At 69.2% G+C, this 12275-nt stretch carries 9 protein-coding genes; 3 read left to right on the forward strand and 6 right to left on the reverse strand.

Annotation, left to right across the window (positions count from 1 at the left end; translation table 11 throughout):
* Positions 1–106: 106 nt before the first annotated feature.
* Positions 107–511 carry an FKBP-type peptidyl-prolyl cis-trans isomerase gene (locus ACQUQD_RS03020; protein WP_428950336.1) on the forward strand — a complete coding sequence of 135 codons (405 nt, stop codon included), beginning with the start codon at positions 107–109 and terminating at the stop codon, positions 509–511.
* Positions 512–793: 282 nt separating this feature from the next.
* On the opposite strand, the gene ACQUQD_RS03025 is transcribed toward ACQUQD_RS03020, so the two are convergent.
* Positions 794–1222 carry an AMP-binding enzyme gene (locus tag ACQUQD_RS03025; RefSeq protein WP_428950337.1) on the reverse strand — a complete coding sequence of 143 codons (429 nt, stop codon included), beginning with the start codon at positions 1220–1222 and terminating at the stop codon, positions 794–796.
* Between ACQUQD_RS03025 and ACQUQD_RS03030 the strand changes: the two genes are divergently transcribed.
* Positions 1188–2267, forward strand: coding sequence for an AMP-binding protein (locus ACQUQD_RS03030; RefSeq protein WP_428950338.1), 1080 nt, complete (start codon positions 1188–1190; stop codon positions 2265–2267). The two genes, ACQUQD_RS03025 and ACQUQD_RS03030, sit on opposite strands and share 35 nt — an antisense overlap.
* 46 nt (positions 2268–2313) lie before the next feature.
* Here the strand turns inward: ACQUQD_RS03030 and ACQUQD_RS03035 are convergent, their stop codons facing one another.
* The 5 genes from ACQUQD_RS03035 to ACQUQD_RS03055 all read right to left on the reverse strand — a co-directional run bounded on the left by ACQUQD_RS03035 (position 2314) and on the right by ACQUQD_RS03055 (position 8656).
* Complete coding sequence (locus ACQUQD_RS03035) at positions 2314–3360, reverse strand: LacI family DNA-binding transcriptional regulator (protein ID WP_428950339.1); 1047 nt, start codon at positions 3358–3360, stop codon at positions 2314–2316.
* A gap of 82 nt (positions 3361–3442) precedes the next feature.
* Positions 3443–5092, reverse strand: coding sequence for a glycoside hydrolase family 13 protein (locus tag ACQUQD_RS03040; protein WP_428950340.1), 1650 nt, complete (start codon positions 5090–5092; stop codon positions 3443–3445).
* 142 nt (positions 5093–5234) lie between these two features.
* The gene (locus ACQUQD_RS03045; RefSeq protein ID WP_428950341.1) at positions 5235–6146 is read right to left on the reverse strand and encodes a carbohydrate ABC transporter permease; all 912 of its coding nucleotides are present in this window, start codon (positions 6144–6146) and stop codon (positions 5235–5237) included.
* An 11-nt stretch (positions 6147–6157) separates the two neighbouring features.
* Positions 6158–7120: a carbohydrate ABC transporter permease gene (locus ACQUQD_RS03050; protein ID WP_428950342.1), complete on the reverse strand. Its 963-nt coding sequence runs from the start codon at positions 7118–7120 to the stop codon at positions 6158–6160.
* 162 nt (positions 7121–7282) lie between these two features.
* Positions 7283–8656, reverse strand: a complete 1374-nt coding sequence (locus ACQUQD_RS03055) for an ABC transporter substrate-binding protein (protein ID WP_428950343.1) — start codon at positions 8654–8656, stop codon at positions 7283–7285.
* A gap of 543 nt (positions 8657–9199) precedes the next feature.
* Here ACQUQD_RS03055 and ACQUQD_RS03060 point away from each other — a divergent pair.
* Entirely contained in the window at positions 9200–12163 is a 2964-nt protein-coding gene (locus ACQUQD_RS03060) for a CBM35 domain-containing protein (RefSeq protein WP_428950344.1), read from the forward strand.
* Positions 12164–12275 lie beyond the last annotated feature (112 nt).

Here is a 12275-nt window from a genome sequence, read left to right on the forward strand (position 1 = left end):
CAGGCGGATTCGGCATTCCCGATAGCGTGTCCCTCTGCCGCATGGGGTGTCCATGTGTCCATCCGGCCTGTGCGGAGGGCATTCGGCGGAGAGCTATGAGGGTGCAATGAGTGAACTGACGAAGCCCGAGGTGAACGTTCCGGAGGGTGACGCTCCTACCGAGTTGACCATCCGGGACCTGGTCGTCGGGGACGGGGTCGAGGTGAAGCCGGGCATGGTGGTCAGGGTCCACTACGTCGGGGTGGCCTTCGAGTCCGGGAAGGAGTTCGACGCCTCCTGGGAACGGGGCCAGCCGTTCAAGTTCGCCCTGGGCAGTGGCAGGGTCATCAAGGGCTGGGACCGGGGAGTGAAGGGCATGAAGGTCGGCGGGCGACGCGAGATCATCATTCCCCCACGTCTCGGCTACGGCAATCAGTCGCCATCACCGTTGATCCCGGCGGGCTCGACCCTCGTCTTCGTCGTGGACCTGCTTGACTCGTATTCCAGCACAGCCGGGTGGAGCAACGCCTAGCCCCCTGCGGCACGGAAGAGACCGTCGGATCCTTCGCGGACGCTCCGGGGATTCCGCTGACCCGTGCGTGCCCGACCGGTCGCCCCTCTGCGCCCGAAGCCTGCCCTCCCCAGCGCCACACGCGCCAAGATCCGGACCATCTCCGGACCAGCAACCTCTCGAGAACCACAGCTACGGCCGTTTTCACCGGTCAGGCTGGGTGCAGCCGCTGTGCCACCAGCAGGCGAAGAACCTTCTTGTTTCGTACAGCGCGAAGCAGCCGGGGTCCGTGCGTGCGCCTCCTCAGAGGTGGCCCAGTTCGGCGCTGAAGTTCGCGAACCAGTTCAGCATGTCGGGCCTGGTCACGGATCCCTCGGCGGCGACGTCGGTGATCCTCGCGCCCTGGAGGATGCGTTTGACCGGGACCTCCAGCTTCTTGCCCGTGAGTGTGCGGGGTACGGCCGCGATGGGGACGATGGTGTCGGGTACGTGGCGGGGAGAGAGGTGTTGTCTGATCGCGCTGACCAGCTCGGCGCGCAGGGTGTCGTCGAACCGTTCTCCGTCCGCGGGGACGACGAACAGCGGCATGTAGTAGCGGCCGTCGGGCCAGGCGACGTCGGCGGCGGACCGGGCCGGAGCCGCGTGCCTGGTCGCCGTTCCCGAGGAGTTCGACGCGCTGTTGCGGGCGACGCCGCCGATGGCCGGGGCGGTCGAGGCAGCCGACGGCGACACCGCGGTGATCCTCTACACGTCCGGCACGACGGGCACCCCGAAAGGCGCGGAGCTGACGCACCGCAATCTGGTGACCAACGCGCTGACGACGGCACGGACCCTGTTGCGGGTGGGACCCGACGACGTTCTGTTCGGTGGTCTCCCGCTGTTCCACGCGTTCGGCCAGACCTGCGCCCTCAACACCGCGATCGCCTCGGGGGCCTGCCTGACACTGCTGCCGCGCTTCGACGCGGCGAGGGCCCTGGAGACCCTGCGCCGGGACGCAGTGACCGTCTTCCTGGGCGTGCCCACGATGTACACCGCGCTGCTTCAGGCAGGCGTCCCGGGCGCGATGCCGCACTTGCGTCTCGCGGTCTCGGGCGGTGCCTCGCTCCCCGTGGAGCTGCTGCACTCCACCGAACGAGAGCTCGGCGTCACCGTGCTGGAGGGCTACGGTCTCTCGGAGACATCGCCGGTGGCCTGCTTCAATCCCCCGGATCGACCGCGCAAGGCCGGCTCCATCGGGTTCCCGGTGCACGGGGTCGAGCTGCGGCTCGTCGGCAAGGACGGCCGCGTCGTCGGCCCGGGCGAGGTCGGCGAGCTGGCCGTCCGGGGCGAGAACGTCATGAAGGGGTACTGGAATCGCCCCGACGCCACCCGGCTCGCGTTCCGGGACGGCTGGTTCCGCACCGGCGATCTCGCACGGGTCGACGAGGACGGCTACTACTTCGTCGTCGACCGCACGAAGGACCTCGTCATCCGCGGGGGCTACAACGTCTATCCGCGCGAGATCGAGGAGGTCCTGTACCGCCATCCGGACGTCGTGGAAGCCGCGGTGGTCGGTGTGCCCGACCCCACGCACGGCGAGGAGATCGCCGCCGTGGTGGTCCTTCGGCCGGGCTCCGCCACCACGGCGGAGTCGCTGCGCTCCCACGTCAAGGAACGGGTGGCGGCGTACAAGTACCCCCGGATCGTGCGGCTGGTCGACGCTCTGCCCAAGGGGGCCACGGGCAAGATTCTCAAGCGGGCCATCGTGATCGAGCAGCCCGCACGTCCTGTGGTCTGACGGAGCGGACCGTGCTCCCTCATCAGCCGAGCCCTGCGAGAGGTCCTCAACTGGCCACCCCTGAGACGGGGCGCATCCTGCGCTGGCGTGACGGCGGTGCGGTGGAGTTGCGCACCACCAGTTCGGGCTCGTGCAGGAGTTCGTTGGAGCTGGTGGGGACTCCCCCGATCTGGTTGGCCAGGAGGGTGACGGCGGAGCGGGACATGGCGTCGATGGGCTGGCGCAGGGTCGTCAGAGGCGGGTTGGTGTAGTTCATGAACGCGGAATCGTCGTAGCCGACCACCGAGAGGTCTTCGGGGACGGACAGATCCGCGCGGCGGGCCGCCCGGATGGCGCCGAGGGCCAGGATGTCGCTGCCGCAGATGAGCCCGGTGATCTGCTGCCGCAGGAGTTCGTGGGCCGCCGCCTGTCCGCCTTCGAAGGAGAACAGGGCGTGCCCCACGAGCTGTTCGCGGAGGTGCGGAGCGTGACGTGCTGTCAGTCGTGCGAAGGCGTCGGCCTTCCGGCGTGAGGGGCCGTGGTCGGAGGGGCCGACGAGGAGACCGATCCGGGTGTGGCCGAGTGCGGTGAGATGTGCGTAGGCCTGTTCGACCGCGGTGGCGTCGTCGGTGGAGACCTGGGGGAAGCCCGGGCCGCCCTGGCTCGCGGGCGGCTGGCTGACGGCGGCGTTGAGCAGCACGACGGGCACGCCGCGCTGCGCGAGAGCCTCGTACTCCTGCGCGTTGAGGCCTCCGCAGAAGATCACCCCGCTCACGTGTTGGTCGAGCAGCATGGACACGTATTCGGCCTCGGTGAGGCCGCCGGCGGTCCGCGTGCAGAGCACGGGAGTGAAGCCCAGCTGGACCAGTGCGCCGCCCGCGACTTCGGCCAGCGCGGGGAAGATGGGGTTCTGCAGCTCGGGCAGGACGAGTCCGACGAGGCGGGAGCTGCTGCCGCGCAGTTGGGTGGGCCGTTCGTAGCCGAGGACGTCGACGGCGGTGAGGACGGCCTTGCGGGTGGCGTCGGAGACTCCGGGTTTGCTGTTCAGGACGCGGCTGACGGTCGCTTCGCTGACGCCGACGCGGCGGGCCACTTCGGAGAGCTTACGAGCCATGAGAGGGGTGCCTTCTGTAGGTGACGCTGGATGTGAGGGCACCGTCGGGGCCGGCGGTCACCGGCCCCGACGGCGTGCGGTGTCATCCGGTGCGCAGCCAGACCGTGGTGTCGGGAGCCACCGTGCGGTCGGAGGAGGCGGCGCCGGTCGCGCTGCTGAGGAGGACGTCGCTGTGGGGCGGCAGGGGCTGTTCGGCGGCGGACAGGTTGGTGACGCAGACGAGGCCCGCGTCGCGCTGGAAGGCGAGGACGTGCGGGTCCGCGTCGAGCCAGCGGAAGCCGTCGCCGCGCAGGCTCGCGGCGTGGTGGTGGCGGGCCGCGAGCGCGCCCCGGTAGAAGGCGAGCATGGAGTCGGGGTCGGCCTGCTGGGCCTCGACGGTGAGGCCGGCCCAGTCCGCGGGCTGGGGCAGCCAGGTCCGCGCCGTGGCGGTGGGGCTGAATCCGAACGGCGGCTCCTGGCCCGACCAGGGCAGGGGGACGCGGCATCCGTCGCGGCCGATGTCCCGGCCCGCGGTGCGGTGGAAGATCGGGTCCTGCCGCAGCCCGGCGGGAATGTCCTCGACCTCCCCCAGGCCCAGTTCCTCCCCCTGGTACAGGTAGTGCGCACCCGGCAGGGCCAGGGCGAGGAGCAGGGCCGCGCGGGCCCGGCGGGTGCCGAGGGCGAGGTCGGTGGGGGTGCCGTGCTGGCGCAGCGCGTGCCCGTACGAGGAGTCCGCGCGGCCGTAACGGGTGACGTGCCGCGTCACGTCGTGGTTGGAGAGCACCCAGGTGGGCGAGGCGCCCACGCCGGCGTGGGCGTCGAGGGTGTCCTGGATGACGGTGCGCAGGGCGCCCGGCTCCCAGGGGCTGTTGAGGTAGTCGAAGTTGAAGGCGGTGTGCATCTCGTCGCTGCGCAGGTAGCGGGCGAAGCGTTCGGGGTCGGCGAGCCAGACCTCGCCGATGAGAGCCCGGGCCGGCCGGTAGCCGTCGGCGATGGCGCGCCAGGAGCGGTAGATGGAGTGGACGTCGTCCCGGTCGATGTAGGGGTGGTCGGGCGGTGTCGCGTCCGGGTCGAACTCGGGCAGGGCGGGGTCCTTGGCGGGCATGGTGGCCGAGTCGATGCGTACGCCGTCGGCCCCGCGGTCGAACCAGAACCTGAGGACGTCCTCGTGCTCCTCGCGGACCTTCGGGTTGTTCCAGTTCAGGTCGGGCTGCTCGGGCGCGAAGAGGTGCAGGTACCACTCCCCCGGCGTTCCGTCCGGGTGGGTGACGCGTGTCCACGCGGGGCCGCCGAAGACGGACTGCCAGGTGTTGGGCGGCAGTTCGCCGTCCTCGCCCCGGCCGGGCCGGAACCAGAACAGGTCGCGGGCCTCGGCGCCGGGCGCCGCGGCGACGGCCTCCTTGAACCAGGCGTGCTGGTCGGACACGTGATTGGGAACGATGTCGACGATGATGCGCAGGCCCAGGTCATGCGCTTCGGCGATGAGGGCCTCGGCCTCGGCCAGGTCCCCGAAGGCGGGGTCGATGCGCCGGTAGTCGGCGACGTCGTAGCCGGCGTCGGCCTGCGGCGAGGCGTACCAAGGGCTGAACCAGAGGGCGTTGACGCCGAGTTCGGCCAGGTAGGGCAGGTGTCGGCGGACACCGGCGAGGTCGCCGACGCCGTCGCCGTCGGCATCGGCGAACGAGCGCGGGTAGACCTGGTAGATGACGGCGTGGCGCCACCACTCGTCGTGGGCGTCGGCGGATCGGACCACGGAGCAGACTCCTTGGATGCAAAGTGCGGATGAGGTGTGGGAGGTCTGAGGTGTGCCCGCGCGCCGCGGCGGCCCGGGATGTGCCCAGGCTGCTGGGACAGCCCGGGGGTGTGCCCGCGGCTGCCGGGGCGTCGGGTGCGGGTCATCCCTTGAGGGCGCCGGCGGACAGGCCGCTGATGATGTGGCGCTGGAAGAAGAGGAACAGCACGATCATCGGGACGGCGGCGATGGCCAGACCGGCGATCATCTCGGTGGGCGGGACCTGGGTGGTGGACGTGGACAGCCGGTGCAGGGCGACGGACAGCGTCTGCTTGTCCGGGTCCTGCAGGACCAGCAGCGGCCACAGGAAGTCCTTCCACATGCCGACGACCGAGAAGATCGAGACCACGGCCAGCACGGGGCGGGACAGGGGCAGCACGATGCGCAGCAGCACCTGGAGGCGGGAGGCGCCGTCGATGGCCGCGGCGTCGAGGATGTCGGTGGGGATCTGGTCGAAGAAGCGCCGCAGCACGTAGATGTTGAAGGCGTTGGCCGCGCCGGGCAGCCACAGCGCCCAGGGGGTGTTGATGAGGTTGAGGTGGAGCAGCGGCAGGTCGTTGACCGTCAGGTAGGCGGGCACGAGGAGCGCCGCGGCCGGGAGCATGAGGCTGGCGAGCATGCCGGCGAAGACGATGTTGCCGAAGGCCGGGCGCAGTTTCGACAGCGCGTACGCGGCACAGACGTCGACCGCCATCTGGATGGCCCAGCCCCCGGCCGCGTAGTACACGGTGTTCAGGAAGAAGTGGGCGATGTCCATCTGTGTCCAGGCGTCCTTGTAGGCGCTGAGGTGGACGGACTCGGGCAGCAGGGTCGGAGTCTGCTCGGCGAACTGCCGGGGTGTCTCCAGCGCGGCACTGGCCATCCAGTACAGCGGGTAGAGGAACGCGGCCGCGAAGGCGAGCACCGTGAGCGTGAGGATCGCGTAGTAGAGACGCCGGTTGCGGGGGCGTGCGAGCTCCTTGGCGGAGATCAGGCTGCGCTGCGCCGGCTCGGCGGAGGGGGTGGCCCTGGACATGTGTTTCTCCCTCAGCCCTGGTCGCCGTCGCGGGTCAGGCGCAGGTAGACGGCGGCGAATACGGCGAGTACGACGAAGAGGAGGACGCTCATCGCGGCGGCCAGGCCGAAGTCGTTGTTGACGGCGAAGGCGTAGCGGTAGATCAGCGTCATCACGGTGATGGTCGAGGGGTTGGTGAACCCGGTCATCTGGAACGGCTCGATGAACACCTGCATCGTCGAGATGATCTGGAGCAGCAGCAGGACCAGCATCACGAACCGCATCTGCGGGACGGTGACGTGGCGCAGCCGGGCCCACATGCCGGCCCCGTCCAGTTCGGCGGCCTCGTACAGCTCGCCGGGTATGGACTGCAGCGCGGCGAGGTACATCAGCGTGGCGCCGCCCATGTTCGCCCAGGTCGAGACGAGGACGAGGGAGATCATCGCCGTGTGCGGGGACTGCACCCACTGTGACGTGGGCAGATGCGCGCCGTGCAGGAGGGTGTTGAAGAGGCCCTGCCCCGGATCGTAGAAGTACTGCCAGAGCATGACGCTGACGATCGGCGGCAGCATCACCGGCAGGTACACGGCGATGCGGAAATAGGCCTTGAAGTGGCGCAGTTCGTTGAGGAGGACCGCGATGACGAACGGCACCGCGTAGCCGAAGACCAGGGCGAGGCCGGTGAACTCGGCGGTGTTCTTCCACGCGGTCCAGAACAGCGGGTCGGCGAACAGGGTGCGGTAGTTGCCGAGGCCGATCCACTGCGGGTCGGTGATGAGGTTGTCCCGCTGGAAGCTGAGGACGATGCCGCGGACCAGCGGGTACCAGGAGAAGTAGGCGAAGCTGAGGATCCCTGCCGTGAGGAAGCCGTAGGCCCAGACGTTGTCCGTGATCCGTCGGCGCAGATGGGGCCACCGGCCGGGCGGGCCGGCCGCGATGTCGGCGGGCGCGGGCGGGTGGACCTCGCTGCGACGCGGCGCGAGGGACGTCGCCATGGGTTCTCCTTGTGGTTCAGGGTGGTTCAGGGTGGTTCAGGGCTGTTCAGGGCTGTTCAGGGCGGTTCGGGTCGGACACATCGGGTGCGCTGGTGGTGGATCCGCGGGGGCCGTGCCGCGGGTCAGGGCGGCGGCACGGCCCTGTCAGTGACGTACGGGCCGCTACTGCTGGGCGGCGAGCAGCGAGTCGACCTGCTTCGAGGCGTCCTCGAGGAGCTTGTCGATGTCGGCGCCCTTCTGCGTGAGGACCTTGGCCATGGCGGTGTCCAGCACGGCATAGACCTTCTGTGCCTGCGGCGGTTCCAGCTTCAGCGGAACCTTGCCGATCGAGGCGGCGAACGGCGCGTAGTTGGCGACGGGCTGGTTCGCGTACTTCTTGTCGGCCGCCGCCTTGGTCTTCTGCGCGGCACCGGCCCAGATGTTGGGCTCGGGCAGGCCGACGGGCTGGTCGTGGTCGGCGGCGCGCTTCTGGCCGAGCGTGATCCGGTCCGGGTTCTCGTACTTGAACATGATCCAGGCGAGAGCGGCCTTGGTCTGCGCCGCGGTGTTCTTCGGGTTGAACATGAACCCGCCACCGCCGGCCAGGGTGCCCTTGCCCTCCGGCATGGGGCCGAGGCCGTACTCCTTCGGGTCGCCCTTGTACTGCGCGGCGATGGTGGTGATGTTGTCGGAGGTGGCCAGGTACATGCCCAGCTTGCCCGAGCCCATCATCTGCAACAGGTCGGCCCATTCGAGGAGTTGGCGCTGCCCCATGGAGTTGTCGGTCCAGCGCATGTCGTGCAGCTGCTGGAGGACCGCGCGGCCGGTGGCGTTGTCGAAGTCGGCCTTCCACGTCCCGTCGGACTGCTGCTCGGCGACGTCGCCGCCGCGCGAGTACATCTCGGCGGTGAAGTGCCAGCCGCCCGTGTTGGACTTGCTGTAGTCGCCGTAGCCGGTGACGCCCTTGCCGAGGGCGGCGATCTTCTTCGCGTCGGCGCGGACCTCGTCCCAGGTGGTGGGCGGCTTGTCGGGGTCCAGGCCCGCTTTCTTGAACAGGGTGCGGTTGTACACCAGCCCCATGGAGTAGTTGCCTTCGGTGACGCCGTAGGTGCGTCCGGCCTCGTCCTGGAAGACCTTGCGCAGTTCGGGCTTGACCTGCTGGGCCTCGGGATAGTCCTTGAGGAAGTCGGTGATGTCGGCCGCCTGGTGCTTGGCGATGATGCCGGCCGGGTCGGTGAGGTAGACGTAGTAGGCGTTCTCCAGCTGGCCTCCGGCGAGCTTGGCGGAGAACGTCTGGGGATCCATCTGGCCCTCGTGCGGCACGACGTGGATCTTCGGGTTGGCCTTCTCGAACGCGGCGACGTCCTGCAGGAAGATCTTGCGGTTGACCGGGTCGGTCTTGGCCGGCATGTCGTTCACGGTGATAGTGATCCTGCCGTTGGGGTCTCCGGACTCGTCGTTGGAGGCTCCGCAGCCGCTCACAACGAGGCCGAGTGCGGCCATCGCGGCCACGGCGATGCCGACGCGGGTGTTTCTGCCCGCCGGTATTGCGGTCATGGATCGTCCCTGAGGGTGAAGTGGGTGTGGGCCCTGTGTCGGTTCGCGGCCCGTCGAGGTGACGCACAAGTTACGGGCCACGAGAACGCCGAGCAATACACAAACCTGGATGCGCAAAGCATCAATAACACCTGCGAACCACCGAGAAATTTGTCGACGAAACCGTACGCAAGAACCCGACGTGCGTCCCGCAGCTAGCCGCCGCCGCACCGGCCGCCGCGGTGCGTCCATCAGCGATGCCAAGCATTCGCGCCCACGCTGAGCTGGCCCGACACCCCCGGAGCCGCCCTTGCCCCCTCACCGGGAGCACGCAAGATGCAGAGCAAGAACACAACCGTCCGAACGTAATTCCGTTCCGCGCATTCAACGCACCGGATGCCTGAACTCCCTTCATTCGCGCGGTACTTGAGGGCCCGCAAGGAGCGCAACGGATTTCGTGCGGCACGTCGGTGGAATTCGCGGATGTCCACACGCATTGCCCGGTCATCACCCCGCCGTTACGGTGCGCGTCACTCACCCGCTCCTCACTCGTGGGAGATTCCCATGTCTCAATTCGGCTCCGTGCTCCGCCTGGAGCGCGCCAGACCCCGCCTCCTTCTCGTGGGCACGATCCTGGCTGTGCTGTGCGCCGCACTCGGCTGGCGCGGCACCCCGGCCGTGGCCGCCTCCACCACCTACCAAGCCGAATCGGCCGCCCTCAGCGGGGGCGCCGTCGTCCAGAGCGACCACACGGGCTTCACCGGCAGCGGCTTCGTCGGCGGGTACACCGACTCCGCCAAGGGCACCGCCACCACCACGTTCGCCGTCACCGCGAGCACCGCGGGCGCCTACACCTCCACCCTCCGGTACGCGAACGGCACGGGCAGCACGCAGACGCTGTCCCTCTCCGTCCGCGGCACCAAGGTCGGCACCGTCTCCCTGCCGGCCACCGCCGACTGGAACACCTGGACCACCGTGGCGAGCCCGGTGAACCTCACCGCCGGCAGCAACAAGATCGCCTACGCCTTCGGCTCCTCCGACAGCGGCAACGTGAACATCGACGCGCTCGCGCTGGAGGCGGCTCCCGCCCCACCCGCCGGCCAGTACGAGGCCGAGTCCGCGGCGTTGACCGGTGGAACCCTCACCGAGACCGAGCACCCCGGCTACCAGGGCAGCGGATACGTGGGCGGCTACACGGACGCCAACAAGGGCTCTGCGGCCACCACCTTCACCGTCACCGCGAGCGCCGCCGGAGCCACCGACGTGGTGCTGCGCTACGCCAACGGCACCGGGTCCGCCAAGACGCTGTCGGTGTACGTCAACGGCAGCAAGGCCCTGACCACGTCACTCCCGGCGACCTCCGACTGGAACACCTGGGCCACCCGCACGGAGTCACTCACCCTGAAGTCCGGCTCCAACACCGTCGCCTACCGCTTCGACTCCTCCGACAGCGGCAACGTCAACCTGGACGACATCACCGTGGCGTCCGGCTCCACCGAGCCGCCGCCCGGCGGCGGAGGCGGCACCGCTCCGGGCAAGGTCTACGAGGCGGAGACCGCCTTCGCCACCGGCGGTCCCACCTCCGCCACGTCCCTGTCGGGGTTCAGCGGCAGCGGCTACCTCACCGGCTTCACCGCCCAGGGCGCCCAGACCGTGATCGACACCGCCGTACCCTCGGCCGGCACCTATCCGGTCGCGGTCACCTACCGCAACACCACCAGCTCCCCGCAGACCCTCTCGCTCTACGTGAACGGGGTCCGCTCCAGCCAGCTGTCACTGCCGGCCACGGGCACCTGGGCCTACGTCACCGTCAACGCCAAGCTGCGCGGCGGCCTGAACCTGATCGGCCTGCAGAACGATTCCGGCGACAGCGGCAACGTCTCCGTGGACAGCGTCTCGGTCGACGGCGGCAGCGCGCTGCCCACCCAGGGCGCCGCCCTGCCCTACACCGAGTACCGCGCGGCCGACGCCACCACCAACGGCACCAAGCTGGCCGTCAGCACGAGCTACCCGAGCCTGTCCGCCGAGTCCACCGGCCGCAGCGCGGTGAAGCTCACCGCCACCGGCCAGTACGTGCAGATCACCCTGACCGAGCCGGCGAACGCCGTCGTCGTGCGCTACTCGATCCCCGACACCGCGAGCGGCTCCGTCACCACCGCCCCGCTGTCCCTGTACGCGGGCTCCACCAAGGTCACGGACCTGCAGACCACCAACAAGTTCTCGTGGCTGTACGGCGCCGGCTACTACGACACCAACACGCCCGGCAATGCCGGGGACTCCACCGGTCACCACTACTTCGACGAGGTGCGCTACCTCAACTCGACGACGTGGCCCGCCGGTACCGTCCTCAAACTGCAGAAGGACGCCTCTTCCACGGCCGCCTCGTACACCGTCGACGTCGTCGACACCGAGCTCGTCGACGCCGCCGCCACGATGCCGGCGGGGTACGTCTCCGCCGCCGACTACGGCGTGAAGCCCGGCTCGACCGACATGACCAGCGCCCTCAACTCGGCGCTGAGCAGCGCCGCAAGCGCCGGCAAGGGACTGTGGCTGCCCACGGGCACGTACACGATCTCCGGCCGGATCAACCTGTCCGGTGTCTCGCTGCGCGGCGCGGGCCCCTGGTACACCACCCTCACGTCCAGCGCGGAGAACGGAGCGGGCGGCCTCTTCTCCACCGGTGGCCGGGTACAGATCGCCGACCTGTCCGTCTTCGGCGACCAGACCTCACGCAACAACGACTCCGGTGCCGCCGCCATCGAGGGCAGCTTCGCCTCCGGCTCGTTGATCTCCAACGTGTGGATGGAGCACACCAAGGTCGGCCTGTGGGCACGGCCCGGCACCGGCCTGCTCGTCTCCGGGGTCCGCGTGCGCAACGTCTTCGCCGACGGCCTCCACGTCCACGGCGGCTCCACCAACACCCGCGTCGAGCAGTCCCACGTACGCAACACCGGCGACGACACGATCGCGCTGGACACCGAGGACGGCAACGTCACCCACAGCACGGTCTCCCACAACACCGTGCAACTCCCCATCCAGGCCAACGGCATCGGCGTCTACGGCGGCGGTGACAACACCGTGGAGAACAACTCCGTCAGCGACACGGTCGCCTTCGGCTCCGGCATCACCATCAGCACGTACTTCGGGCAGGGCTTCAGCGCCCCCACCTACGTCGAGGACAACCTCCTCACCCGCTGCGGTTCGTATCACATCAACTGGGCCACCACGATCGGCGCCCTGTGGATCTACGCGAACACCGCCGACATCACCCAGCCCGTCCACGTCGACGGCAACACCATCAAGGACAGCACGTACCAGGGCGTCCTGCTCAGCTATGCCAAGCAGATCAGCAACCTGACCCTCGACCACGACACGATCACCAATGCCGGCACCTACGGCTTCGACCTCAACAACGTCACCGGCGGCATGACCGTCTCGAACACCAGCGTCACCGCGAAGACGGGCGGGCTGCTCAACAACTCCCCCTCCTTCACCCTCACCCGGGGAAGCGGCAACAGCGGCTTCTGAACACCGAAGCCCCCGGCCCCGGTCGTGCGCCCGTCCCTGGCACGCCCGGGGCCGTACGACCGGGTCTCTCCCTTTGATCCACTGTGACTCACGCCGCGACCCACATCACTGA

The organism is Streptomyces sp. cg35 (assembly GCF_050410835.1).
GTDB lineage: Bacteria > Actinomycetota > Actinomycetes > Streptomycetales > Streptomycetaceae > Streptomyces.